At 67.3% G+C, this 24,180-nt stretch carries 23 protein-coding genes; 13 read left to right on the top strand and 10 right to left on the bottom strand.

Features of this window, described 5'->3' with window-relative positions; genetic code table 11:
- The first annotated feature begins 123 nt into the window (after window positions 1-123).
- The gene (locus EV650_RS09055; RefSeq protein ID WP_134117229.1) at window positions 124-999 is read left to right on the top strand and encodes a Mom family adenine methylcarbamoylation protein; all 876 of its coding nucleotides are present in this window, start codon (window positions 124-126) and stop codon (window positions 997-999) included.
- A 6-nt stretch (window positions 1,000-1,005) separates the two neighbouring features.
- On the opposite strand, the gene EV650_RS09050 is transcribed toward EV650_RS09055, so the two are convergent.
- The 4 genes from EV650_RS09050 to EV650_RS09035 all read right to left on the bottom strand — a co-directional run bounded on the left by EV650_RS09050 (window position 1,006) and on the right by EV650_RS09035 (window position 6,590).
- Window positions 1,006-2,544, bottom strand: a complete 1,539-nt coding sequence (locus tag EV650_RS09050; RefSeq protein WP_134117227.1) for a PfkB family carbohydrate kinase — start codon at window positions 2,542-2,544, stop codon at window positions 1,006-1,008.
- Window positions 2,545-2,629: 85 nt separating this feature from the next.
- Window positions 2,630-2,812, bottom strand: a complete 183-nt coding sequence (locus tag EV650_RS09045; RefSeq protein WP_134117225.1) for a hypothetical protein — start codon at window positions 2,810-2,812, stop codon at window positions 2,630-2,632.
- Window positions 2,813-3,061: 249 nt separating this feature from the next.
- A complete protein-coding gene (locus tag EV650_RS09040; RefSeq protein ID WP_134117223.1) occupies window positions 3,062-4,588 on the bottom strand; it encodes a PfkB family carbohydrate kinase in 1,527 nt (508 codons plus the stop codon).
- A gap of 91 nt (window positions 4,589-4,679) precedes the next feature.
- Window positions 4,680-6,590, bottom strand: a complete 1,911-nt coding sequence (locus EV650_RS09035; protein ID WP_238174093.1) for a DUF2157 domain-containing protein — start codon at window positions 6,588-6,590, stop codon at window positions 4,680-4,682.
- Between the two features lie 292 nt (window positions 6,591-6,882).
- Between EV650_RS09035 and EV650_RS09030 the strand changes: the two genes are divergently transcribed.
- Together EV650_RS09030 and EV650_RS09025 are read left to right on the top strand one after the other, a co-directional pair.
- Complete coding sequence (locus EV650_RS09030) at window positions 6,883-7,569, top strand: class I SAM-dependent methyltransferase (RefSeq protein ID WP_134117221.1); 687 nt, start codon at window positions 6,883-6,885, stop codon at window positions 7,567-7,569.
- Between the two features lie 161 nt (window positions 7,570-7,730).
- Window positions 7,731-8,159: a DUF805 domain-containing protein gene (locus tag EV650_RS09025; RefSeq protein ID WP_134117219.1), complete on the top strand. Its 429-nt coding sequence runs from the start codon at window positions 7,731-7,733 to the stop codon at window positions 8,157-8,159.
- Between the two features lie 55 nt (window positions 8,160-8,214).
- Here EV650_RS09025 and EV650_RS09020 read toward each other — a convergent pair whose 3' ends face one another.
- A complete protein-coding gene (locus EV650_RS09020) occupies window positions 8,215-9,621 on the bottom strand; it encodes a metallopeptidase TldD-related protein (protein WP_134117217.1) in 1,407 nt (468 codons plus the stop codon).
- Window positions 9,618-11,129, bottom strand: coding sequence for a TldD/PmbA family protein (locus EV650_RS09015; protein WP_238174092.1), 1,512 nt, complete (start codon window positions 11,127-11,129; stop codon window positions 9,618-9,620). The genes EV650_RS09020 and EV650_RS09015 overlap by 4 nt, the downstream gene beginning before the upstream one ends.
- A 113-nt stretch (window positions 11,130-11,242) precedes the next feature.
- On the opposite strand from EV650_RS09015, the gene EV650_RS09010 reads away from it, so the two are divergent.
- The 4 genes from EV650_RS09010 to EV650_RS08995 all read left to right on the top strand — a co-directional run bounded on the left by EV650_RS09010 (window position 11,243) and on the right by EV650_RS08995 (window position 14,999).
- Window positions 11,243-11,752: an RNA polymerase sigma factor gene (locus EV650_RS09010; RefSeq protein WP_238174270.1), complete on the top strand. Its 510-nt coding sequence runs from the start codon at window positions 11,243-11,245 to the stop codon at window positions 11,750-11,752.
- Window positions 11,749-12,405: a hypothetical protein gene (locus EV650_RS09005; RefSeq protein WP_134117213.1), complete on the top strand. Its 657-nt coding sequence runs from the start codon at window positions 11,749-11,751 to the stop codon at window positions 12,403-12,405. The genes EV650_RS09010 and EV650_RS09005 overlap by 4 nt, the downstream gene beginning before the upstream one ends.
- A gap of 49 nt (window positions 12,406-12,454) precedes the next feature.
- Window positions 12,455-13,090, top strand: coding sequence for a hypothetical protein (locus tag EV650_RS09000; protein WP_134117211.1), 636 nt, complete (start codon window positions 12,455-12,457; stop codon window positions 13,088-13,090).
- Window positions 13,091-13,223: 133 nt separating this feature from the next.
- Window positions 13,224-14,999, top strand: coding sequence for a hypothetical protein (locus EV650_RS08995; protein ID WP_134117209.1), 1,776 nt, complete (start codon window positions 13,224-13,226; stop codon window positions 14,997-14,999).
- A gap of 40 nt (window positions 15,000-15,039) precedes the next feature.
- Here the strand turns inward: EV650_RS08995 and EV650_RS08990 are convergent, their stop codons facing one another.
- Complete coding sequence (locus tag EV650_RS08990) at window positions 15,040-15,741, bottom strand: nucleotidyltransferase domain-containing protein (protein WP_134117207.1); 702 nt, start codon at window positions 15,739-15,741, stop codon at window positions 15,040-15,042.
- Window positions 15,741-16,583 carry an alpha/beta hydrolase gene (locus EV650_RS08985; RefSeq protein ID WP_134119970.1) on the bottom strand — a complete coding sequence of 281 codons (843 nt, stop codon included), beginning with the start codon at window positions 16,581-16,583 and terminating at the stop codon, window positions 15,741-15,743. Before EV650_RS08985 ends, EV650_RS08990 begins: the two co-directional genes overlap by 1 nt.
- A gap of 154 nt (window positions 16,584-16,737) precedes the next feature.
- On the opposite strand from EV650_RS08985, the gene EV650_RS08980 reads away from it, so the two are divergent.
- From EV650_RS08980 to EV650_RS08960, 5 genes are read left to right on the top strand one after another with little or no spacing between them, the layout of a single operon-like run.
- Window positions 16,738-17,667, top strand: a complete 930-nt coding sequence (locus EV650_RS08980) for an ABC transporter permease (protein ID WP_134117205.1) — start codon at window positions 16,738-16,740, stop codon at window positions 17,665-17,667.
- Window positions 17,667-18,665, top strand: a complete 999-nt coding sequence (locus EV650_RS08975; protein WP_134117203.1) for an ABC transporter permease — start codon at window positions 17,667-17,669, stop codon at window positions 18,663-18,665. The genes EV650_RS08980 and EV650_RS08975 overlap by 1 nt, the downstream gene beginning before the upstream one ends.
- On the top strand, window positions 18,658-19,653 hold the full coding sequence (locus EV650_RS08970) for an ABC transporter ATP-binding protein (protein WP_134117201.1): 996 nt from the start codon (window positions 18,658-18,660) through the stop codon (window positions 19,651-19,653). Before EV650_RS08975 ends, EV650_RS08970 begins: the two co-directional genes overlap by 8 nt.
- On the top strand, window positions 19,646-20,632 hold the full coding sequence (locus EV650_RS08965) for an ABC transporter ATP-binding protein (protein ID WP_134117199.1): 987 nt from the start codon (window positions 19,646-19,648) through the stop codon (window positions 20,630-20,632). Before EV650_RS08970 ends, EV650_RS08965 begins: the two co-directional genes overlap by 8 nt.
- Window positions 20,629-22,302, top strand: a complete 1,674-nt coding sequence (locus EV650_RS08960; RefSeq protein ID WP_134117197.1) for an ABC transporter substrate-binding protein — start codon at window positions 20,629-20,631, stop codon at window positions 22,300-22,302. The genes EV650_RS08965 and EV650_RS08960 overlap by 4 nt, the downstream gene beginning before the upstream one ends.
- Before the next feature lie 4 nt (window positions 22,303-22,306).
- On the opposite strand, the gene EV650_RS08955 is transcribed toward EV650_RS08960, so the two are convergent.
- Window positions 22,307-22,801, bottom strand: a complete 495-nt coding sequence (locus EV650_RS08955) for a phosphatase domain-containing protein (protein ID WP_202874437.1) — start codon at window positions 22,799-22,801, stop codon at window positions 22,307-22,309.
- The gene (locus tag EV650_RS08950) at window positions 22,794-23,342 is read right to left on the bottom strand and encodes a GNAT family N-acetyltransferase (protein WP_238174091.1); all 549 of its coding nucleotides are present in this window, start codon (window positions 23,340-23,342) and stop codon (window positions 22,794-22,796) included. Before EV650_RS08950 ends, EV650_RS08955 begins: the two co-directional genes overlap by 8 nt.
- A gap of 22 nt (window positions 23,343-23,364) precedes the next feature.
- Between EV650_RS08950 and EV650_RS08945 the strand changes: the two genes are divergently transcribed.
- The gene (locus tag EV650_RS08945) at window positions 23,365-24,174 is read left to right on the top strand and encodes an SDR family NAD(P)-dependent oxidoreductase (protein WP_134117191.1); all 810 of its coding nucleotides are present in this window, start codon (window positions 23,365-23,367) and stop codon (window positions 24,172-24,174) included.
- Window positions 24,175-24,180 lie beyond the last annotated feature (6 nt).

Raw genomic sequence — 24,180 nt, 5'->3', positions numbered from 1 at the left:
ATCGCGGACGGTCGGCTGGGAGGCACAGTGAGGTTGTCCAAGCCTGGCCAGGCGCCCGAGGCAATTCCGGCGATGTGCCATGTTGGGACGGTGTCTTCGGGGCCACGCCGCTCGCGTCAGTTCTTGACGCTGGCCGAGTGCCGCTCGACCCGGCCCGCATTTGCTGAGCTGGTCGAGGGCGTAGCAGGACTGCGAGACGTTCCAAAACGGACGCTCAGTGTCCGGACGCTGCTGCACCTGCCACGACTGGCTGGGCCGGGCGGGGCCATTCGGCGCAGCGACGTGATCGCCGAGCTCAGACTTAACGCGAATAGGCTGCAGACTGATCATCAGGCGATCGCGCACCTCGTTCCCAACGATGAGATTCCGCTCGCTGACCTGCACTTCGTGGAGCTAGGACGCGGCGTCGCGGATCAGATTTTCAGTCGTCTCCACTACCTGCGCAGCGCGCGCTCGGGCTCGTTGAACTTCGCGCTCGTGGACCCGGTGCATCGGCGGCCCGTGACGTTGTGCAGTGTGTCCCTGCTGGAGTGGGCCCGCGTCGCCCGCCAGCTTCGTACACAGTTCGATGTCCCGCCCGACTCGGCGTGGGAGGTGTCGCGTGTCTACTCCTTCGCCGTGGCCCCGACGAACGCGATTTCGTTTCTGCTTGCGAAGGTCCGGCAGGCCCTGCGCGCGGTCAAGGACGCGAGCGTGATGACGACCGCGGTCGATCCGAACCTGGGGTTCGGCGGCGCTAGCTATCGCGCGGCCAACTGGCAGCGATGGATGTCCGTCCAGGCAAGGCCGTACCTCTACGTCGACGGCATGTACGCGAGTCCGCGGCAGCTTCGGCTCCGTTTCGGAGGGGCAAACCTGTCGGACTTGCGTAGAGCCAATCCGGCTAATCGATTCGAGCAGAGTCGAGTGCCGCTGCTGGACTCATGGATCTTCTGCTGTCGCCTGGATGGCACGACTGAGACCATCCCGCCGGAAGGTCAGCGCCGCCTCCGTCGGTGAGACGGCTCAGGCCGTAGCAGGGTTGTGCTGGTGGCGCGTGGAGCGGGTCAGCAACCTCTCGATGCGTTTGCGGTCGGGCATCGAGTCAGAGGAGCGGAAGCCCGAGGCGGCGCACGACATGGCTGCCGATGCCCAGATCGCGACCTCATCCGAGAATTTGCGGTCGTTCTCGATCAACTTGGCTGTGAGCGATGCGCAGAAGGCGTCCCTCGCGACTGACGTCTCCTTGTACATCGTCGGAAAGGCCTGCACCTGTGTCGCCTCTTCGGTCAGATGCGAGTAGATCGTGCAGCCGCCGTTCACCAGGAGGCACAGCGTTTCCACGCCGAACGCGACAAGCTTCCGAGCAATCGGATCGGGGCTGAACGGGACTTCGCCTGCTGACGCGAATTGTCCGAGTTCCCATGGGTGCGCTACGAGGTAGTCGATCTGTGCGAGCGTCTCGTGGCTGATGCGTTCGTCGGTGTACGGCTGGCCAGGGGTGACGACCACCAACGGGCGGTTGCCAGGTTCACGGTGCGCGATTGCCAGCGTTCGCTGCAAAGTCTCGCGAGGCACCTCGAAGGTGGCCATGAGCACGTCGCACCCGACTAGTTCGCGGGCTCGATCATCGATGTCACGCGGGGCGAGGAACACCTCACGCTGATTTCGCCAGTTGACGGCGATGCTGTCGCCGAGCTCCTTCTCCAGCACACCGGTGAACGGAGTGCTCGCGTCCTCAACATGCTTGATCAGGGACGTGTCGACGCCCTCCGACTCGAGTTGTTCAAGGATGTCCTCGCCGAAGCGGTCGTCGGGTACCGCTGCGATCAGCGAAGTCTCGAGACCCAAGCGGGCGGCGGCGATTGCTTGCATGAGGCCTTTGCCACCTGGGGAAAGGTCGAAGTCGTATGCCTCGGTCGACGTTTCCGAGTCAGGCAGCGACTTGATGCGGAACGTCGCATCCATGACTGCGCCGCCGACGACGATCACCCTGCCAGAGCGCGCCGCGTCATCAGCCGCTGTCAGCTCACGTGTCGTGACAGGTCTCGCTCCGGCCGAGTAGCCGTCCGGGTGGACCAGTTGGTTGACCAGTTCGCGCAGTACCGCAGGCTCGGTGGTGCCGCGAAGGGCGCGGTCGGCTGGGGCCTCGGATGTCGTGAGACCGAGGGCGCCATGCAGGTAGTGCCAATTGTTCAGGAGAACCTCGCGCCGGCGACCGAGCGAGGTGTGATACAGCGATCCAATGATTCGCTCATCAAGACCGACGGCGGCGTACGTGCTCTTGTGAACGCCGAGAGCGAGGATCGCGTCGGCCACGATCTGTTGTGTTCCGTGCAAGCGCTCACGAACCGTTGTGAGGACCAGATCGAAAGCAGCCCGTGCGATGTCGGTGTCGCGGATATCGGCGCAGCGCGTGGCCGCGAGGTCGAGCAAAGGGAGCGTCGGACCGAATCGTCCGGCGTGCAGGCGGTCGATGGTCAGGCCATCACGGGTGCGGAGTTTTTCGAGCACGCTCACGAGAAGCAGCGCCTTGGCCGGCTGCTGGTCGTTGTCATTCGTCATCGAGCTTCACCTGTCTGGTGCCTAGTGGTCCCCGTGACCGGCTGACCGATGTGATGTCCGGCCACGGGGTTGTTGGCTGAGATTCTCAGCGTGGCTGGGTTGTATTGGGCTCCGTTACCGGTGCAGGAGCCTCGACATCACCGTGGACGGCGCCAACCACGGTGATGACGCCGACGCAGATGGCTGTCATTGCTGCGGCGGCCAAGACGGCGAGGACCTTCTTCCAATGCTTCGCTGCAGTGAGGAAGACGCAGAAGATCAGCAGCATTGCGAGTACCTGATTACCGGCCATGGTGTGTGTCCCTCGATCCTTGACCTCGCGGGTTCGGCGAACTCCGGATTGGGTCCTGTCGACTCCGCTGAAGACGCTTTTGGCGTCTTTCTTTAAAGGATCGGTTGTGCAGTCGAGATGTCGAGTGGCAGTTTTGGGGCCGCATTTGGCACTGAGGCCCGCGCTGATCGGCAGCCAGCGGTCATTGGTTTGCCAATCTGCCGGAGCGCTCTGCCAGTTGGCAAGTCAGGACATATCCGGTGGGGCGAACTGGCGGCGGTATTTTTCGTCGACTGTGGCTCGGCGGGGGTGGGTGGGGGTCTGGTGGTAGGTCTCGGTGAAGCTGGCCATCGCGGCGGCGGCCCAGCGGATCGTGTCGCTGGTCAGGGTGCGGTCTTCGATGAGGCGGGCGGCGAGGGCGGCGCAGAAGGAGTCTCGGGTGATGGCGGATTCCTTCAGAACCGAGGGCGGAACAGGGATCTGCTCGGGCGACTTGCCGCGTTCGTAGATGCTCCCACCGCCGGTGTCGCCGAGGAGGCAGAGGGATCTGAGGCCGAGGCTGAGCAGGCCGTCGCTGAGGAGCTGAGGGTCGAACTTCGCTTCGACGGAGAATGCGAAACCCTCCAGCTCCCACATGTGCGCGACCAGGTAATCGACGTGTTTCAGGAGGGGGATCAGGAGCTGACCGTCGGCGTACGGCTGGCCTGGCGTGACGATCACGACCGGACGGTCCGCTCCGGTGGTGACCAGGTCGAGGGTGTGCCGGAGGACCGATTGCGGGAGCTCGAAGGTCAGCAGTAGGACGTCACATGAGGCGAGAGTCGTCGCGTGCTGGTCGATGGTCGGTATGTCCAGCTCGACGCCGTCGCGCCAGACTGCGGCCGAGCTGTTCCCGGCGGGGAGTTCGAAAATGCCCGTGGTCGGCGTTCGGACGGTGGGCCTGTCGATGTGCTTAAGCAGCGAGACGTCGACACCTTCGCGTACCAGGTGGGATTCGATCTCCTTGCCGTCGTCGTCGCTCGCAATGGCGGCGATCAGGGACACGTCGAGGTCCAAGTGGGCGGCAGCAACTGCTTGACTGAGCCCCTTGCCCCCAAGAGTGCGGGTATAGCTCATCGCCATCGCAGAGGTTCCGGCCTCAGGGGTCGAGCCGAGCCGCCAGATGTGGTCGATGGCGGCTCCGCCGACGACGATGACCTTTCCGGTGGCGGCGGCGTCGACAGTTTGCGCGGTTGAGGTCGGAATCGGTTCTCCGGGCTCTGAGACCTCGATGATCGGCCTAGGATTCACCAGCAGAGAGGCGAGCTTCTCGAAGACCTCATTCTCCATCCGCGACCGCAAGGTGTGCTCGCCGGGCGGATCTGAGAGCGGTTGCTCGCCGATGGCCTGATGCAGAGCACGCCAGTGCTGGACAAGAGCCAGCCGACGGGCAGTGAGCCCGCCGGATCCGAGTTGGTGGACAGCTCGTTTGGGCACGTCGTGGGACTTGTAGGTCTTGAGATAGATCCCGAGTTTGAGGATCGCGTCGGCAATGATGCGGTCGGCCGGAGTGTCCAGTTCCTGGATCTGCTCGGTGATGACCTCGAGTGCTGCGTCGGCGGGTTTGTGGCCGGTTTGGACTGCTTGGTTCTGGACGATGGGGAGCCGGACGAGAGGTTGCGCGGCTCGCGTCGCGAGGCGTTTGGCGGTGAGGCCGTCGTACCGCCTGAGGGACTCGAAGACAGGGACCAGGTAGGAGGCTTCGGTCGGTCCTTGGATCAAGTGGTCGGACATGCGTCCCCCAACGCAGCTAGACAGCAATTCCAGTATGCGGTTCGCAGCTTTGGTGGGGGCGATTGTCAGCGCGTCCTAGCAAGCAATTGATTCAGCGCAAGGAGGCGACCCAGCGGGCGGCTTGTTTGGTTTGGGTTAGGCGGCGTTCGTAGGTGGCGCCGGTGGTGAGGAGGATTGCGCCGGCGGTGGCGAGGGTGATCCAGCGGGGGATCAAGGGGGCTACTTCGAGGAATTGCCAGATTCCTATTTTGGCCAGTGCTGCGGCGCCGATGAGGAAGGGGGACTGGAGGGAGAGGCGGGTGCCGATGAGGAGGATCAGGAGGGCGGCGGCTACTACCAGGGTGACGCGGAGCCAGCTGTCGTCGGTGTTGGCGATGAGGGTGGAGGGGGCCAGGCCGATCAGGAGGCCGGGGCCGAGGAAGAGCCAGCTGGGTTTGTTGCGCCAGGCAAGGGTTCCGACGGCGAGCAGGATGATGGCGGGTGGGACGGTGTACCACTCGAGGGTGGTGGTGCCGGCGCCCAGTACGAAGGTGGTGTTGGCAATGATGAGGAAGAGGGCAGCGATCAGCAGGGCCGGTCGGCGCGCCGGGTGCATGCCGTAGGCAACTAGTGGGGCGGCGGTGATGGTGAGGACCACGTCGGTGGCGGTGTCTGCGGAGATCAGGATCGCGGTGATCTCGGCCAGGGCGGCGGCGCAGGTGGCGGTGGTGATCAGGGTTCGTTCCAGTGGACGGCCGATGTGGCGGCAGGCGATCGAGGTGCCGGCGGCGCCGACGACGGCGAGCGTGATCGCCGCGGGCCAGCGGTCGATGTACATGTCCGCGGTGAAGAGGATGATCGCGAGCTGCGCGCCGAGGCTGGCTACGGCGGCGGCCGCGACTGGGTCGATGACCTTGCGAAGGGCGGCCAGGACGGACAGTACGGCCACGATCACGGCGAGGTAGCCGAGTTGGCGGATGTCGTCCAGCGCCAGGCAGATCGCGATATCCATGACGGCGACGGTGATGGTCGCGGTGTGCAGGATGAGGGCGAGTTTGCCGGTACGGCGGGCAACGATCAGCTCGGTGATGACCAGCGCTGTGGCGAGAGCTGTGGTCAGCCAGCGGCCTGCGGTGGGGAGCGTGGTGGCGACGGCGAAGGCTGCGGCTGCGGCGCAGACGGCCTCGCCGAGGCCGGACGGGATCGCGGTGGGCAGCGGACGCTTGCGCAGGATCGCGATGCCTGTTGCGGCCGCGAGACACACGACGGCAGCGGTCGCGACCGTTTTCAGAAACTGGGTCGGCGGGTTCACGCCGTACGTGTCAATGAAGCCGACGAGGGTGCGGGTCATGCCGGTGACGAGGATGCCGCCGAGGACGACGGCTGCGGTGATGGCTCCAGTACGGCGGACGATCGGGGTGCCCTTGGCGGTCAGGATGAGCGTGAGTACGACCTGAGCCAGGAGGGCGGCGAGGATGATCGGGAGGCTCGTGCGGTCGATCAGAATCAGCGGAAGTGGGAGCTGACCGGCGATGACGGTCGTGACACCGTAGGTGACAACCTTCGGGGCGAGGCGGGTCATCAGCAGGGTGAGTACGGCGAGGGAGCCGAAGACGATCGCGCTGTAGGTGAAGCCGTCGATGGGTGGGATCAGGCCGAGGGCGCGGGCTCCGTACAGGTCGACGGTGAGGAGGCCGGAGCCGAGGATGGCGAGGGCTTCGGCGGTGCCGGCGAGGGTACGGCGGGATGCCGGGACTGAACCGGCCAGTGCGAGAGCGGCGAGGGTGGCGATGATGCCGGCCTGGGCGGGGACGGGGAGGCTGTCCCAGTTGACGGCTAGGAAGGTGACGCCCGCTGCCAGGAGGAGGAGTACGCCGAGGGCCAGGAGGGTGGCCTGGGGGCTCAGGCGGCGGATCCGCGAGGGCTTGCTGGGCGGTTGCGGGAGGGGGTGGGGTGCGCCGAAGCGGGACTGGTAGGGCGGTCGCGTGCCCGACGGCGGACGGGTGGAGGCAGCGAGCGGCACCGAAGCAGGAGGAGGAGCGGGCTGCATGAGAGGAGCAGGAGGTGTTGTGTATACGGGGGACAGGGGTTGTGGGTAAGGCTGTGGATAAGGCGTGGGGAGAACGCTGAGTTGGAGCGAGGTGCGGCACGTCGGGCAGGTGATCGTGGCGGTGGGCATCGAGTCCTCCTGAAGGTCGATACCACTGTCCCGAGCTGGAACGGCTTGCCGCTTGAGTACGTCTACTCAAAGTTGTGACGTAGGCTGCTGCGGTCTGTCGATCGTCCAGATCGGTGTGACGAACACGGGGAGCAACATGAATACTGGGCATGTCGAGCTCGCGAGGGCTCAGCAGGAACGGTGGGAGTCGGCGTACGCGCGGCACCCGCAGTTGCACGGGTCGGAGCCATCGGCCGCGGCGCACCGGGCCGCCGAGGCGTTCGGTGCCGCGGGCATCGATGACGTGCTGGAGCTCGGCTCCGGGCACGGGCGGGACGCGCTTTTCCTGGCCAGGCAGGGATTCAGCGTGCACGCCACCGACTTCAGCGAGGCGGCGCTCGACCAGTTGCGGCACGAGGCGCAGCGGGAGGGGCTCGACGACCGCGTGACGGCGGCGCTGCACGACGTACGGGATCCGCTGCCGCCGGCCGATGCGACGGTCAACGCGGTGTTCGCGAATCTCCTGCTGAACATGGCGTTCTCGCCGTCCGAGCTGCGATCACTCGTCGCCGAGACGCACCGGGTTCTGCGTCCTGGCGGGCTTTTCGTGTACGCCGTGTGGTCGACAGCTGACCCGTGTTCGCAGCACTGGAAGCAGCTGGACAACGGACTGTCGATGAACGACGGCTTCGTCGGGCGGTTCTTCGCCGAGTCGCTGGTGGCCGAGCTCGGCGAGAACTGGCAGCTCGACGACGCAACGCCTTACGACGAAGGTCAACGCCGGATGCTGCGCGTCACGATGACGAAGCCCCAGAAACCCCAGAAACTCCAGCCGGAAAGCTGAAGCCGGCTCTAGGTGTTCCGGTTCCGAACTGGTCAAGTTGACCGCGGTACCGGCGTGCCAGATTGCGGTGTGGTCACCAAAGCGAAAAGTTGCATTGACGAACCCGACCGGTTCCGACAGGCTCGGTCCGCGTCTCACCTTCGACCATCGGAGATACAGCAATGCAGTGGTACATCGACGTTCTGAAGAAGTACGCCGTGTTCGACGGCCGGGCCCGCCGCAAAGAGTACTGGATGTTCGTGCTCTTCAGCGTGATCGTTTCGATCATCCTGTCCATCCTGGACAAGATCCTCGGACTGGACTACGGCTCGGGCAACTCGGGCGGCTGGCTGTCGTCGCTCTACAGCCTGGCGGTCCTGCTGCCGACGATCGGCGTGGCCATCCGGCGCATGCACGACACGAACCGCAGCGGCTGGTGGATCCTGATCAACCTGATCCCCTGCATCGGCTGGATCTGGTTCATCGTGCTGGCGGCCGGCGAGGGCGTAGCCGGTGACAACCAGTACGGTCCGGACCCGAAGGCGGCCGAGCGTGGCCAGGGCTTCGGCGGACCGGCCGGACCGGCGGAGCCGGGTTACCCGACCGTCTGATCCGAGTTCAGACCGCAAGCACGCCCCGCGAGTTTTCGCGGGGCGTGCTGCTGTTTCAGCTGGCCTGGCTGACGCTGGACATGTTGAAGTCGGGCACCAGCAGCGGCGGCGTCGCGGTCCGGGAGAAGAAGTCGCCCCATTCCCGGGAGTACGACGGGACTGTGGCGCCGGCCGTGGTGAACCGGGAGAGCAGGTCGACCGGGCTCTCGTTGAACCGGAAGTTGTTCACAGCACCGGTCACCTCGCCGTTCTCGACCAGGTAGACACCGTCGCGGGTCAGACCGGTGAGCAGCAGCGTCTGCGGGTCGACCATCCGGATGTACCAGAGGCAGGTCACCAGCAGACCGCTGTCGAGACCGGCGACCAGGTCGTCGGTCGAACCGGCTCCGCCGTCGACGGACAGCACGTAGTTCTCGATGTCCGGCGTGGCCGTCGGTACGCCGATCAGTTCCGCCGTACGACGGCTTGTCATCAAGTGCTCGAGCTTGCCGCCGCGGATCCAGTCCGTCGCCGTCAGCGTCAGCCCGTTGTCGAACACGCTCGACGATCCACCCGACGAACGGGCCACCGCGAACGCGAACGCCTCCAGACCGGCGAGCGCCGGGTCGGAGTGCAGGTTGACCGGCTGCGGCGACACGGTGTCACCGATCCGGGTGCCGCCGCCGGGCTTGGAGAACACCGTCTGGCCCTCGAACGCGTCCCGGCCGTCGAGCTGCCAGAACAGGTACGTCATCAGGTCCGCGACCGCGGCCGGCGGCAGGATCGTCGGGTGCCGGCCCGCGTCGGCCGAGACCGTCCGCTTCGCCCAGCCGAGGCGGCGCGTGAGTTCGGCGTCGAGCGCGAGCGGGTCGACGTCGGTGAAGTCGCGGGTCGCGGTGCCGACCCAGGCCGAGTGGCTGAGGTCGGCGTTCTTGCCGGTCGAGGAGACGTAGCCGCGGGGGAGCGCCTGGCGCAGCCGCAGTCCGGTCGACGAACCGACGTACAGCGTGACGACCTCGTGGTTCGCGAAGCCGTACAGCCGGCGCCGCTCGAGTTCGGCGCGCTTCAACGACTCGCCGAGCGACGGCGCGAACTTCTCGTACACGCCGACCGTGGTCTCCTCCGGTTCGAGGGCCCAGTCGTCGCTCACCGTGCCGTCCACGAGCGGTCGCGCGTCCTCGGCCGGTCCGGCGGCGCGGGCGGTCGCGATCGCGGCGGACACGATCTCGCGCAGCGAGTCCTCGGTGACGGACGAGCGGCCGATGACGCCGGCCGCCGTACCCTCGCCGGAGCCGACCGTGGCGATCACAGTCACGCTCGAGCCGCGCATCGCGCCGTTCGTGGTCAGGGTGTTGTTTGCCCAGCGCAGGTTGGTGCTGGAGGTCTCGGCGACGAGTACGACGCAGCCGTCGGCCCCCTCGGCCGCGGCCAGGGCCAAACCCCGCTCGATCGTGTCCTGCGGGGTGAGCTGAATCCCGTTCACCGGCCGGCCTCCTGCGTGGTGTTGAGAATGCGGACGCTGCGGAACAGCGCGGACGGGCAGCCGTGCGTGACCGCGCCGGACTGCGAGGGCTCGGCCTTCCCGCAGTTCAGCGCGCCGCCCAGGAGGTACGTCTGCGGGCCGCCGACCGCCTCCATCGAGCCCCAGAAGTCGGTGGTCGTCGCCTGGTACGCGACGTCGCGGAGCTGACCGTCGAGCTTGCCGTCGGTGATCTTGTAGAACCGCTGACCGGTGAACTGGAAGTTGTACCGCTGCATGTCGATCGACCAGGACTTGTCGCCGACGATGTAGATCCCGTTCTTCACCTGGCTGATCAGTTCCTCGGTGGACGGACCGTCCGGCGCGGGCTGGAGCGAGACGTTGGCCATTCGCTGGATCGGGATGTGGCCGGACGAGTCGGCGTACGCGCAGCCGTTGGAGCGCGGGGTGCCGAGCAGGTCCTCGTTCTTCTTCGCCATCCGGCGGTCGACCTGGTAGCCGACCAGGATGCCGTCCTTGACCAGGTCCCACTGCTGGCCGGCGACGCCCTCGTCGTCGTACCCGACGGTGGACAGGCCGTGCTCGGCGGTGCGATCGCCGGTGACGTGCATGACGGGCGAGCCGTACTTCAGCGTGCCGAGCTTGTCGGTCGTGGCGAAGCTGGTGCCGGCGTAGTTCGCCTCGTAGCCGAGGGCGCGGTCCAGCTCGGTGGCGTGGCCGATCGACTCGTGGATGGTCAGCCAGAGGTTCGTCGGGTCGATGACGAGGTCGTAGACGCCGGCCTCGACGGTCGGCGCGGCCATCTTCTCGGCCAGCCAGCCGGGGATCTGGGCGAGCTCGTCGTCCCAGTTCCACCCGGTGCCGGTCATGTACTCCCAGCCGCGGCCGGCCGGTGGGGCGCAGGTCGACATCGAGTCGAAGCGATCCTCTGCGACCGCGTGGGCGGTGATGTTCGGACCGATCCGGACCCGTTGCTGGGTGTACGACGTACCCGCGGTGTTCGCGTAGTACTTGCACTCGTGGATCGTGGCGACGTGGACGCTGACGTGGGCGACACCGTCAGCCTTGAGGAGACGGTCGCTGTAGTCGGTGAGCAGCGCGACCTTGTCGGCCCGGGAGACGGTGAACGGGTCGATCTCGTACGACGAGGTCCAGGTGACGTCGTCGTACACGGGCTCGTCGGCGAGCTCGATCGTCTCGGCGTTGATCGGGCGGGACACCTGCGCCATGTTGACGGCCTGCTCGGCGACGCGGACCGCCTCGTCCTCGGTGAGGGCCACGCCGGCGGCGAAACCCCAGGTGCCGTCGTGGATGACGCGGACCGCGAGGCCGAGGTCTTCGTCGTCCTTCGCACTCTCCAGCACACTGTCGCGCAGGGAGATCGACTCGGATCGGATCCGCTCCAACCGGAACTCGGCGAAGGTCGCGCCGAGGTCACGGGCGCGCTGCAGCGCGGCGGCGGCCAGCTGATGACGGGGGAGGGCGAGGAAGCTCGCATCGACTTCAGGCACGATTCCGACCTTATACAGGGAACCCGACAATCCTTGGCGGTGTAGTGACAATGACTGGAAGTTGACAGGAGGCGTGGATCAGCCAGAGCGACGAAGCTGAGATCTTGGCTCGGGTGCGGCGCGGTGAGTCGGCCGCGTACGGCGAGTTGGTGGATCGGCATGCCCGGATCGCGAAGCGTACGGCGGTGTTGGTGGGGGCGGGCGCTGACGCGGACGACGTGGTGCAGGAGGCGTTCGTCAAGGCGTATCGGGCGCTGAGTGGGTTTCGGGACGGGGCGGCGTTCCGGCCGTGGCTTTTGCGGATCGTCGCCAACGAGACGCGGAACGTCGTACGGGCGCGGGGACGCCGGACGCGGCGTGAGGAGCTGGCTGCACCGCTGGACGTCGTACTGGATCCGGCTGACGCAGCTGTCTCGCTGGAGCGGCGGACTGAGCTGCTGGCCGCCGTACGTGAGCTGCCGGAGCCGATGCGGCTCGTGGTGACCTGCCGCTACCTGCTGGATCTGGATGAGCAAGAGACCGCCGTAGTGCTCGGCTGGCCGCGCGGGACGGTCAAGTCGCGCCTGCACCGTGCACTGGGAAGACTCCGCGACGCCCTACCGGACAAGGAGGTGCAGCGATGAGCCTCGAAGACGAACTGCGCGCCGTCGGGCGGTCTGCCGTCGTACCTCCGGTGGACGACGCCCTGACCGCCGCAGTGCTCACACGCGTTGCTGACATCCCACTGCGGAAGCGTCTGAGGGACAGGTGGCGGGCATTCCTCGCCGGCTTCCTGGTACTGCTGGCTGGCCTCGCACTGACCCCACCGGTACGGGCGACAGTTGCGGAGTGGCTGCGAATCGGTGGAGTCCAGGCGCAACCCGTCGGCAGCGGTCCGAGTACCGCGCCACCTGTGCCAACTGTCGCCGGCCACCTGTCGTTGGAGCAGGCTGCGCAAACAGCCGGCTTCACTCCGAAGCTTCCGAAGGAGCTGGGTGCGCCGACCGGTGTGGAGGCGTCCAAGGGGTTCATTGCGACGAGCTGGAGCGGCATCCGGCTGGAGCAGTTCCAGTCCGGTATCGAGCCGATGTACATCAAGCAGTACTACGGCACGGGCGACTACATCTCCGACATCAACGCCTTCTGGTTCAGCACGCCGCACGACCTGGTGCTGGTCGACAAACGCGTCGTACGCATTGCCGGGCCCACCCTGGTCTGGGAGCACAGCGGCGTCACCTTCCGCCTCGAAGGCGTCGATAGGGCTCGTGCGGTGGCACTGGCAAGCGGAACCTCCTGAGCAGCAGCGGTGTATCAGCAGTGAGTCCTCGTCGACAGGGAGAGCTGCCATGGTCCGCCGTACCCTCGCACTGGTCGCAGCACTGGTTGCCACACTGTTCGCCTTCACCGCCGTCCCAGCGCACGCGGGCGGTCCGACCAGCGTCCTGCTCAGCTCGCCGCCACACGTGACCGCCGTCGGATACGACGACCAGCGGTACTACGACCTGCAGGAGCTGGTCCAAACCGCGCCGAAGGGCGACACCGCCGATCCTGCACACGAAGCCGGCAGATTCGTCCGGGCCACGTGGCTGATCCACGACATGACCGTGTGGCGGATCGACATCATCTATCCGGACGCGCCCGGCGGCCCGTGGATCTCCACGCAGGAGTTCAACGGAACCACACCGTCGAAAATCACCTGGCACCTTCCCACCGACCCTGCGCGGCTGCGTGGGTTGCTCGACTCGTTCAAACTCCTCGACGCCAAGTTCGACGGCGGCCCCACGCTCGACGACGGCTATTCCGGCGCAGCCGAACCCGTCACAACACCTGCGCCCACTCAGGCGGTCGCCACGGCCTCGACCAGCCTCTTCACCGGCTGGCGCTGGATCATCCCCGGCGTCCTCGTTGGCGCTCTGACTTCCCTGGTCGGCGTGCGCTTGCTTCCCAAACGCCGTGACTGGCAGCTAACCGACGTGGAGTGATGATCTCTCTCTACTTCGCTGGTGTATACCTGTTTGGTCGTGCTTGTGCGGGGTGAGGTTTCCCCTTGTGGATAAGGGGTTTCCGGCTCTGTTCGATTTGCCTGCGGCTCGGCCGCGGAGTAATCTCGAACACATGTTCGAGGATGATTTGGATGCGTTGCCGACGGCCGACCTGCTGGAGTCGGCCGCCGAACTCCGCGCCCTGTCCCACCGCGCCGAGGCCCGGCTCCTCCAACACGCCCTGTCCTACGCCGACCGCTACCACCCCTCCGCCCACCCCGACCGCGCCGGCCGCCGCCCCGGCCGCCGCCCCGGCCGCCGTACCTGCGACGGCCGCGAGCGCACGGTCGTACTCGGCGGCGACGGCTGCCCAGAGATCCTCGAGTTCGCCATCGCCGAATTCGGCGTCATGCTGGGCATCTCGCCCCGGGTCGCAGCCGACTACCTCGGCCAGGCGCTGGCGCTGCGGCACCGATTCCCCTTCCTGTGGGCCCGGGTCCTGTCTGGTGAGGCGACTCCCTGGAAGGCCTGCCGGATCGTCGCCGACTGCAAGAAACTCTCCGCGGAGGCAGCCGCCCGCGTCGACAGGCGAGTAGCCGGGCTGGTGGACTCGATCACCCCGGCCCGGTTGGAGAAGATCATCAAAGCCGCGAGGATGCACGTCGATACCGACCAGGCCCGCGCCGAGGCCGCCGAGAAGGCGCGCGAGCGGGGCGTTTTCATCGGCCAGTCGAACGAGCATGGCACCAAGACCATGTTCATCAAGGCCGCGGCGGGTGCGGTGGCCCGCAACGACGCGACGCTGGCCGCGATCGCGGAGGCGTTGAAGATCTTCGGCGACACCCGCAGCATCCAGACCCGCCGCGCGGAGGCAGTCGGCATCATCGCCGATGCCCGCTTCACCGAAGAACTTCTCACCCAAGCCCGCGCCCACCGCCTCATCAACCCACAGCCAGACCCCGCCGACACCCCGGACGCGACGAGGCCCGACCCGGATGTGCCGGGCCGCTCAGGTACGCCGGACCCGACCACGGCTGCGGTCCGAGCCCGGTGGAGTGATGAGGATGAGGACCTGCTGGACGATTGGCCGGACAGCTCGGATGAGCTACGCCCGGAGGACGAGATCCACCCGGACGATCCCCACCCCCGCAGCACCGATGCCGCCAGACCCGACGCCACAGACGCGGAGCCCGAGTCTGAGCAGGAGCCCTCGGAGCCGGAGTCGGCGTCGGAGTCGGAGTCGGCTGGACCGTCCGGTCCGTTCCTGCACATCGAACCCGACGACGGCCGGCCCATGGACCCCGCCGCCGAGCGAGCCCTGCGCGCCCGCCTGGCCCGGATCAAACACGATGCCTATACCAACCAACCCCACTCCGACTCCGGCGGTAGTGGTGGTGTGCGGGTGCGGCCGGGGCAGACTGAGGTCTATGTGCACCTCACCGATCTCACCCTCGCGACCGGGAGCGGTGTCCTGCGGGTCGAGGCGCTGGGTCCGATGCTTGCCGAGCAGCTCGCCGAGTTGGTCGGGTACGGCCCGTACACCGTGAAGCCAGTTATTGATCTGAACGATGCGGTGAGTGTGGACGCCTACGAGATCCCCGACCGGATCCGTGAACGCGTCAAGCTCACCCACCCCGTCGAGGTCTTCCCGTTCGGCACCCAAGAAACCCGCCGCTCCATGGACCTGGACCACCTGCGCCCCTACGACCCTCTCGGTCCACCGGGTCAGACCTCGACCAGCAATCTCGCGCCGTTGGGACGTTACCCCCACCGGGTGAAGACCCACGCCCACGGCTGGAATGTGCAACGTGTCGACGACAAGACGCTGGCATGGAGCACGCCTCACGGGTTCCGCTTTCACGTCGACCCCACCGGCACCCACCGAGTGCCGCCGCCCTCACCGGACTAGACCCACGTCGGATCAAAGCCGGGCCGACCGACCAATCCCGTCAGCGGGCCTCGGGTGGGGCGGCTAGCTCGAAGCCGGCGAACAGGCGCCCGCCGTGGGCGGCGAGGATGTGGTCTACGGCAACGATCAGGCTGTCGTCCTCCGCGCGTACGCCGTCCATCAAGGCCGCAGCGTGCTCAGTGCCGTGCGCGCGGTCGTACGCGACCACCTCACGCAGCAGACCCTTGCCGGTTCCGGACCAGTGGCGGGCGCCGGTCAGTAACAGGCGAGCGGCGTCTTGCCAGAGGACGGAAGCGATGGCGGTGCGTTCATCGCCGGAGGCGTCAGCCAGGTCGTCCAGGAGGTTGGTGATCGTGTAGCGCAGCAGATCGAGCTCATCCGTCGAGAGTGGTTTAGGCCCAGCGGCCACCTCTGCCAAGAACGACTGCTGCAACCGCGCCCCGCACCCGTCTGTGTCCAGCAGTACGACGGACTCGCCGACGAGTCGCATCATGGTCGGCTGGCGGCGCTCCTGGTCCTTGTCGGCGAAATGGCGCAGCGACTTCTCGGTGTGGACGAACAGCTCGACCGGCCAGCCGCCGTACTCCAGCGACTTCCGCATCGGCGCCGGAGCACCGTCCAGCAGCACAGTGATGTCCAGGTCGGACGTAGTACTCGCGTCGCCGCGGGCCACGCTGCCGCCGAGCCAGGCGGCTCGGGCGTCCGGGTACAGCTCCAGTACTAGTTGGCGTGCGACGTCCATCAGGACAGTGTCAGCCAGCGCAGTAGTTCGCGGAACGCATTTTCCGGCGGGATGTGGCCGCCCACGTAGTACTTGCGTTCCGCGTGAGGGATCTCGGCGGCCAGGAAGTCGACGTACTTGCCGGCGCGTTCGTCGGCCGAGCCGTGCCAGAGGCTGACCGGGACCCGGATGTCGCCGAGCTCGAAGCCCCAGGGCGTAGCGAAGGCCACGTGGTCGTCCAGCCAGCCGTCGTGGCTGGTGACGAAGGTGGCTGTCACCCGAGCCATCGCCGCGGGGTCCTCCCGAGCAGGCGGACCCGGCTCGGCCCCCGGCTGAGGTGGGATCTCCGCGCCACCCGCCTCGATCGCGGCCATGATCGTCCGGGCCGTCTCCTCGAACCCGGGCCGGAGGTCCCCGTGCACCGCACGCCAAGAGGTCCGGTTACGCCGCGGGTCCTCCCGTTCCTCCTCCTCGGTCGGCTCCGGCCCGTCCACCAGAGGGGGCGAATTGCTCCCGATCACCGCGCACCTCGTCACCCGGTCCGGCAACAGCGCCGCACACGCCAACGCGTGCGGCCCACCGCCGGAGCCGCCCGTGACGGCAAATCTGTCCCAACCCAGCGCATCGGCCACCGCGACGGCATCCTCGACCACCGACGCCACAGTGCGTCCTGGCTGACGGGTCGATCCGCCGTAGCCGGGGCGGTCCGGAGTAGCCACTCGCAGACCGGACGACTCGATGGCTGCCAAGGCGTCCGGCCGCTTCCAGCGGGTCGAAGGCGTACCGCTGAACGAGAGTGCCGGCATCCCGTCCTCGTCGCCGAAGACGCTGTAGAGAACTATCCGGTCGCCGACCCGCACCATGTCGTCCACCAGCGGAGCGTAACCACCCGACAGCAGCTATCCGAATTCACAGTTACCGACTCGAGATTCTCGGGATTCGAGATGAGTACCAGGTGGTGGGAGGATGCGGCCTAGGTTTTGTCGGCTGTAAGAATCAAACCAGTCGGGAGTGCTTGTGAGTTCCTCGGTCGCCGGGACCGTTTCACCTACCCGGCAGGCGTTGCGCCGGGTACGGCGTGACCGCAGTGCGCGGGTCGGTGTGATCGTGGTCGTGTTGCTGATCGTGATCGCGGCCGCCGCGCCCCTTCTGGTGCGGCTCGCCGGGCAGGACGCGACGACGTACCACATCGACCTGCTCGATCCCGCTCGCGGGAACGCGCCCCGCGGTGCGCTCGGTGGGGCGAGCGGCACCCACTGGTTTGGCGTCGAGCCGCTGACCGGCCGGGACCTGTTCTCGATCGTGGTCCTCGGCCTGCGGACGTCGCTGGTGATCGCGATCACGGTCACCGTGATCACCACCGTGATCGGCACCCTGCTGGGCATCAGCGCGGCGTACTTCGGTGGCTGGTACGACGCGATCGTGTCCCGGCTGCTGGACTTCCTGTTCGGGTTCCCGCAGCTCGTCTTCATGATTGCCCTCGGCATCATCGTCCCGGCGAAGGTGTCCCGCCCGCTGTTGCTGATCGGCGTCCTCAGCGTCTTCGGCTGGGCCGGTCTGGCCCGGCTGATCCGCAACCAGGCCCGCTCATTGGTCACCCGCGAGTTCGTCGAGGCCGCGCGCAGCGTCGGCTCGAGCAGCTGGATGGTGATCACCCGCGAGCTCCTGCCGAACCTCCTCGGCCCGGTCCTGGTGATCGCCACACTGGCCATTCCGGGGTACGTCGGTGCGGAGGCGGCACTGTCGTTCCTCGGCGTCGGCGTACCACCACCGACACCGAGTCTCGGGCGGTCGATCTCGGACTCGATCGCCTGGGTCTACACCGGCGCGGACCCGTGGTTCCTGCTGTTCCCCGGCGCGATGCTGTTCCTCGCCGTGCTCGGCTTCACGCTCCTCGGTGACGGCGTACGAGATGCGTTCGACGTCCGGTTGCGGAGGACGAGCTGATGCCCGACCTCGTCTGGTTCATCGTCCGGCGGCTGTTCGCGGCCCTGATCGTGATGCTCGCACTGAGCCTCGCCGTCTACCTGGTCTTCTACGCGATCCCTGCCGACCCGGCCCACCTGGCCTGTGGCAAGCCGTGTACGCCGGACCGCCTAGAGCAGGCCCGTCACTTCATGCAGCTCGACCAGAGCACGTTGCAGCAGTACCTGAACTTCTTGAAGGGCATCGTCGCCGGCCGTACGTTCGGTGACGGTGCGGCGGCCGTGCACTGCAACGCCCCCTGCTTCGGGTACTCGTTCCCGCTCGCTCGCCCGGTGACCACGCTGATCATGGACCGCCTGCCGATCACCGCTTCGATCGCGCTCGGCGCCGCCGTATTGTGGCTGCTCCTCGGCGTGTCGCTCGGCGTGATCGCGGCCCTTAACCGCGGCCGGATCCTGGATCGGCTGGCTGTCGGGGTGGCGTTGCTCGGGGTGTCGACGCCGTCGTTCCTGCTCGGTCTGCTGGCGATCCTGGTGTTCGGGTTCTGGCTCAACATGGTCCCGGTCAACGGCTACGTTCCGCTGACCGAGAGTCCGGTCGACTGGGCCTGGCATCTGATCACACCGTGGATCGTGCTCGCGATCCTGCAAGCGGCGTCGTACATCCGGCTGACCCGGTCGCAGATGCTCGAGGAGCTGAATCTCGACTACATCACCACGGCCCGGGCGAAGGGCGCCGGTGAGCTGCGGGTGGTCGTGACGCACGGCCTGCGTGGTGTGCTCGTGCCGGTGATCACGCTGTTCGGCCTCGACCTCGGCGGTCTGCTCGGTGGTGCCATCCTGACCGAGAAGGTCTTCAGCATGCAGGGCCTCGGCGACCTGCTGATCAGCGCGGTCGGTCAGCTCGACGTGGCCGTGGTCGTCGGCGTGACGCTGTTCTCGGCCTTCCTGATCATCCTCGCGAACTTGGTGGTGGACGTAGTGCACGGTGTGCTCGACCCGAGGGTGAGCCATGGCTGAGCCAGTCCTTGAGGTGCACGACCTGCACGTCACGTTCAGCACCGAGGGCGGTCTGGTCCCCGCCGTCGACGGCATCGACTTCGCCGTCGCGCCGGGGGAGACGCTCGCGATCGTCGGCGAATCCGGGTCCGGCAAGAGCGTCAGTTCGGCCGCGGTGATGGGCTTGCTGCCCTCGAACGCCGACGTGACCGGCGAGGTGCTGCTCGACGGCCGGGAGCTGATCGGCCTGCCGAACGACGAGCTCCGCAAGATCCGCGGCAACGACATCGCAATGGTCTTCCAGGACGCGCTGTCCGCGCTGAACCCGTACTACAGCGTCGGCTGGCAGGTCGCCGAGGCGTACCGCCTGCACCACGACGTCTCGAAGAAGAAGGCCCATCAGCGGGCGATCGAGATGCTCGACAAGGTCGGCATCCCGGACGCGGCCCGCCGGGCGGACGGCTACCCGCACGAGTTCTCCGGGGGAATGCGGCAGCGGGTCGTGATTGCTATGGCGTTGGTGAACGACCCGAGAGTGCTGATCGCGGACGAGCCGACGACCGCACTCGACGTCACCGTGCAGGCGCAGATCATGCAGCTGCTGGAGGACGTCCAGGCGGAGTTCGGTACGGCGATGGTCCTGATCTCGCACGACCTCGGTGTGGTCGCCGAGGTCGCGGACGACGTCCTGGTGATGTACGCCGGACGTGCGGCCGAACGCGGTACGGTCCGCGACCTGTTCTACCGGGCCGCCCACCCGTACAGCCTGGGGTTGCTCGGCGCGATGCCGCGGGTCGACGTACCGCCGAAGCTGCGGCTGACCACGATTCCGGGCAGCCCGCCGACGCCGGGGTCGATCACGACCGGCTGCGCGTTCCAGCCGCGCTGCGCCTACACCGACCGGGTCGGCGAGCGCTGCATCACCGAGCGGCCCGAGCTCACGCCGCGCCCCGGCGAGGGCGACCACGAAGCGGCGTGCCACCTGGGGCGGAGGCCGTCGGATGTCTGACGAGCTGCTGAACCTCAAGGACGTGAAGAAGTACTTCGGACTTCGCGGTGCACCGTGGCGCAAGGCGCAATCGGTCCGCGCGGTCGACGGGGTCAACCTGGTCGTCCGCAAGGGCGAGACGGTCGGCCTGGTCGGCGAGTCCGGATCCGGGAAGTCGACGCTCGCCCGGGTCGCCACCCGGCTCCTCGACCCGACACAAGGCCGGGTCGAGATCGGCGGCACGGATGTCACCAGGCTGCGCGGTCGCCGGCTCCGGCCGATCCGCCGCCAGATCCAGATGGTCTTCCAGGACCCGCAGGCGTCCCTGAACCCACGGCAGTCGGTGGGCACGATCCTCAGTACGCCGTACCGCGCGCAAGGGATCCGCCCGACCAGGGCTCAGCTCGTCGAACTGCTGGAGCAGGTCGGGCTCGCCGAACAGCACCTGGAGCGGTATCCGCACGAGTTCTCCGGCGGGCAGCGGCAGCGGATCGGGATCGCCCGGGCGTTGGCGATGAAGCCCGGTCTGCTGGTCTGTGATGAGCCGGTGTCCGCGCTCGACGTCTCGGTCCAGGCCCAGGTGCTGAACTTGCTCGCCGACCTGCGCGACGAACTCGGCCTGTCGTACGTGCTCGTTGCCCACGACCTGGCCGTCGTCCGTCAGGTCGCCGACCGGATCGCCGTCATGTACCTCGGCACGATTGTCGAAGAGGGTCCCGCCGCGCAGGTGTACGAGGCGCCGGCGCACCCGTACACGAAGGCTTTGCTGTCCGCCGTACCGGTGCCCGAGCCGGGCGTCTCCCGTGATCGCATCGTGCTGACGGGCGATGTCCCGACGCCGATCAACCCACCGTCCGGATGCCCCTTCCGGACCCGGTGCTACAAGGCTGAGGACGTCTGCGCGACCGAACGACCGGTGCTCGAGCCCGTCCAAGGTTCGACCGAACACCGGGCCGCCTGCTACTTCCCTGAGCCCCCCACCTCTGAGAGGAAACAATGAAACGCATATCGCGAGCGGTCGCGTTAGCGGCCGTGCTGGCGCTGGCGGCGGCCGCCTGCAACGCCAACGACAAGTCCACGGCGGGTAGTGGCAGCACCGCGGCCGCAGAGCAGGGCGGAACCCTCCACTTCCTCAGTACCGCCAAGGAAGTCAGCTACGACCCGGCCAAGAGCCAGAACCTGGGCATCAGCGGCATCCACCTGGTGCTGCGCGGACTGACCTCGTGGAAGACCGACCCGAGCAAGCCGACCGAGCTGGTTCCGGACCTGGCCACCGACACCGGTCAGGTCAGCGACGGCGGCAAGACCTGGACCTACAAGCTGAAGTCAGGCCTGAAGTACTCCGACGGGTCGCCGATCGTTGCCGCTGACATCAAGTACGGCGTCGAGCGGTCGTTCGCTCCGGAACTGTCCGGCGGTCTGGGCTACCACAAGTCGCTGCTGGTCGGCGGCGACAAGTACCAAGGCCCGTACAAGGGTGGCGACCTGGCCTCGATCCAGACGCCGGACGACACCACGATCATCTTCAAGCTGAACAAGCCGTACGGCGACTGGCCGTGGATCGTCAGCATGCCGGCCTTCTCGCCGGTGCCGAAGAAGGCCGACACCGACCCGGCGCACTACGGCGAGAAGCCGATGGCCAGCGGCCCGTACCAGGTCCAGTCGTACACGCCGGGCTCGAAGCTCGTGCTGACCCGGAACCCGAACTGGGACAAGTCGACCGACCCGGCCCGCACCGGCCTGCCGGACTCGATCGTGACCGACATGGGCCTGCAGCCCGACGTGGTCAACCAGCGGCTGATCGCTGACGCCGGCGACGACCAGTTCGCCGCCACCACCGGGACGTCGGTCCCGGCCGCGCTGATCCCGACCGTCACCGGCAACCCCGCGGTGAAGGCCCGGGTGGCAACGTCGACGTCCGGCGCGCTGATGTACCTCGCGATGAACACGCAGCGCCCCGCGCTCGCCAAGCCCGAGGTCCGCAAGGCGATCCAGTACGCCGTCGACAAGCAGGCCGTCCAGGTCGCCGAGGGCGGTCCGGAGTTCGGCGGTGAGCTCGCCACCACCCTGATCACGCCGGGTATCGACGGCTTCAGCAAGTTCGACCTGTTCCCGGCGCCGCCGGCGGGTGACCCGGACAAGGCCAAGCAGATGCTCGCGGCCGCCGGCGCCGCCAACCTCAACCTGGTGCTGGCCGCCGACAACACGACCGGTCTCGGCGTGGCGCAGGCGATCCAGCAGGGCCTGAAGCGGGCCGGGATCACGGTCACGATCAAGCCGCTGGACAGCGAGCCGCTGTCCGACCTGATCACCGGGAACAAGCCGGACTTCGACCTGACCGTGTCGAGCTGGCTGCCGGACTTCCCGTCCGCGATCGGCAACATCCAGCCGCTGTTCGGGACGTCGGAGATCGGCAACGGCGGGTACAACATCTCCCGCTACTCCAACCCGGCGGTGGACAAGGCGATCGCCGCGGCGACGGCCGAGTCCGACCGGACCAAGGCGGCCGGGCTGTGGGGTGCGCTGGACAAGCAGATCATGGCCGACGCACCGGTCGTGCCGCTGATCTACGCGCGGAACGCGTTCCTGCACGGGTCGAAGGTGCAGAACTTCTACCTGCCGCAGTACCCGCCGTACCCGAACACGCTGATCCTCGGGCTGAGCAAGTAAGTACTCAGGTCCGTCCTTCGGATTCCTGAGCGTCGAAGAGGGTCGGCTGGGACTCGGCATCGAGTCCCCAGTCGGCCCTCATCACCGTGTAGCCGGCCTTCTCGGCGGCGGCGATCACCTTGACGTCGTCGTCGACCAGGACGGCGATCGGGCGTTGCTCGGCGAGACGTTTCAGCCGGCCGAGCTTCATCAGCATCGACGGGCGGCGGTCGGTGTTGCCGCGCATGTACACCTTGCCGTCCGGGAAGCCGTTGTCCTTCAGCCACTTCTCCGTGTCCCGCCGGATCCGCTCCGGCCGCCCGGTCAGGTAGACGATCACATGCTCGGCCGCCAGCGTGGTCGCGACCGCCAGGCCTTCCGGCAGTACGGCGTCCTCCTTGGCGTGCGTGAAGAACGAGTCCCAGTCCTTCGGCTTCCGCTCGATGAAGTGGATCCGCTGACTGGTGTCCGACAACGTCGCGTCGATATCGAGTACGGCGTACGGTCGATCGTCATCCATGCCGACCAGCTTCCCAGGTCGCGCGATCGACGCCGTACAGCACCTCGCCGAACTCCGTTCCTGGCAGCGGGTCGTCGAAGTACTCGTGGTAGATCTTCAGGAAGCGCAGGCCGGAACGCCGCATCACTGCCCGCGAGCGATGGTTGACGGCCATCGTGTCTGCCACCACCTGCTCCATGCCAAGGCTGAAGGCGTGAGCGATCAGCGCCTTCGTCCCCTCGGTCGCATATCCCTTGCCCCACGCGGCCTTGAGCAGCCGGTAGCCGACGCCGGCAACCTTGGGGTCGGCGGTCGGCTGCAGGCCGAACCATCCGACGAAACCTGCTGCTGATTCAGCTTTGAACGTCCCCAGTTGCGGATGCTCGGCGTACACCTTCAGGATCTCCGGCAGTACGACGTTCTCGATCTCGTCCCGCGGTGTCGGCTGACCGGTCAGGAACCGCATCACCTCGGGGTCGGAGTCGAGCTCGACCAGCAGCTCGACATCAGCCGGCGTAAAGCGGCGAAGCGTCAGCCGCTCGGTCTCCAGGTACGCGTGCACCTTTGGATCGTAGGCTGTTCGCATGTCTCAGGTCTGGTTGATTACTGGTGCCAATGCGGGGTTCGGGCGGGCGTTGACGGAGGAGGCGCTGGCGGCAGGGCACACCGTCGTCGCGGCCGTCCGGCGACCGGAGGCGATGGACCTCCAGCACGAGCGGTTGTCGGTGGTGAAGCTCGACGTGACGGACAGCGCTGCGATTCCTGAGGTGGTCGAGCAGGTCGGACCGATCGACGTACTGGTCAACAACGCGGGCCGCGGCATGGTGGGCGCGGCGGAGGAGACAACCGACGAGGAACTGCGTGGGTTGATGGAGTTGCACTTCTTCGGGCCGGTTGCGTTAACCAAAGCGGTGCTGCCGGGGATGCGGGAGCGGAAGAGCGGGACCATCGTCCAGTTGAGCAGTCAGGGTGGGCGGTTCGCGTTCGCGGGGATCAGTGCGTACAGCGGGACGAAGTTCGCGCTGGAAGGTTGGTCGGAGGCGCTCGCAGTCGAGACCAAGCCGTTTGGGATCCGAGTGCTGATCGCCGAGCCGGGTGCGTTCCGTACGTCGTTCAACGAGCCGAGCGCACCACATGTCGCCGAGATCAGCTCCGTGTACGAGGGCCCCGTCGGCGCCGTCCGCGACGCACTCTCCAACGGGAACGGCACCCAGCCCGGCGACCCGGTCCGCGCCGCGCAAGCCATCCTGACCGCGGTCGCGAGCCCCGAGCCCCCGCTGCGTCTGCCGCTCGGCTCGGACGCGGTCGAGGCGCTGCAGGGTGTGTACGCCGGTGCGCAGAGCGAGCTCGCCGGTTGGGAGAGCCTTTCCCGGAGCGCCGACTTCCCGGACTGACACCCT

It is taken from the genome of Kribbella kalugense, assembly GCF_004365875.1.
Classification (GTDB): Bacteria; Actinomycetota; Actinomycetes; order Propionibacteriales; family Kribbellaceae; genus Kribbella; species Kribbella kalugense.
This window is presented reverse-complemented; position numbering and strand designations above follow the sequence as displayed.

Excerpts from the sequence above, each read along its gene's own strand:
- EV650_RS09025 (WP_134117219.1), top strand. The coding sequence starts at position 7,731 with ATGCAGTGGTACATCGACGTTCTGAAGAAGTACGCCGTGTTCGACGGC.
- EV650_RS08945 (WP_134117191.1), top strand. The coding sequence starts at position 23,365 with ATGTCTCAGGTCTGGTTGATTACTGGTGCCAATGCGGGGTTCGGGCGG.
- EV650_RS08960 (WP_134117197.1), top strand. The coding sequence starts at position 20,629 with ATGAAACGCATATCGCGAGCGGTCGCGTTAGCGGCCGTGCTGGCGCTG.
- EV650_RS09030 (WP_134117221.1), top strand. The coding sequence starts at position 6,883 with ATGAATACTGGGCATGTCGAGCTCGCGAGGGCTCAGCAGGAACGGTGG.
- EV650_RS08995 (WP_134117209.1), top strand. The coding sequence starts at position 13,224 with ATGTTCGAGGATGATTTGGATGCGTTGCCGACGGCCGACCTGCTGGAG.
- EV650_RS08965 (WP_134117199.1), top strand. The coding sequence starts at position 19,646 with ATGTCTGACGAGCTGCTGAACCTCAAGGACGTGAAGAAGTACTTCGGA.
- EV650_RS09005 (WP_134117213.1), top strand. The coding sequence starts at position 11,749 with ATGAGCCTCGAAGACGAACTGCGCGCCGTCGGGCGGTCTGCCGTCGTA.
- EV650_RS08975 (WP_134117203.1), top strand. The coding sequence starts at position 17,667 with ATGCCCGACCTCGTCTGGTTCATCGTCCGGCGGCTGTTCGCGGCCCTG.
- EV650_RS08985 (WP_134119970.1), bottom strand. The coding sequence starts at position 16,583 with ATGGTGCGGGTCGGCGACCGGATAGTTCTCTACAGCGTCTTCGGCGAC.
- EV650_RS08990 (WP_134117207.1), bottom strand. The coding sequence starts at position 15,741 with ATGGACGTCGCACGCCAACTAGTACTGGAGCTGTACCCGGACGCCCGA.
- EV650_RS08970 (WP_134117201.1), top strand. The coding sequence starts at position 18,658 with ATGGCTGAGCCAGTCCTTGAGGTGCACGACCTGCACGTCACGTTCAGC.
- EV650_RS09045 (WP_134117225.1), bottom strand. The coding sequence starts at position 2,812 with ATGCTGCTGATCTTCTGCGTCTTCCTCACTGCAGCGAAGCATTGGAAG.
- EV650_RS09050 (WP_134117227.1), bottom strand. The coding sequence starts at position 2,544 with ATGACGAATGACAACGACCAGCAGCCGGCCAAGGCGCTGCTTCTCGTG.
- EV650_RS09040 (WP_134117223.1), bottom strand. The coding sequence starts at position 4,588 with ATGTCCGACCACTTGATCCAAGGACCGACCGAAGCCTCCTACCTGGTC.
- EV650_RS09000 (WP_134117211.1), top strand. The coding sequence starts at position 12,455 with ATGGTCCGCCGTACCCTCGCACTGGTCGCAGCACTGGTTGCCACACTG.
- EV650_RS08955 (WP_202874437.1), bottom strand. The coding sequence starts at position 22,801 with ATGGATGACGATCGACCGTACGCCGTACTCGATATCGACGCGACGTTG.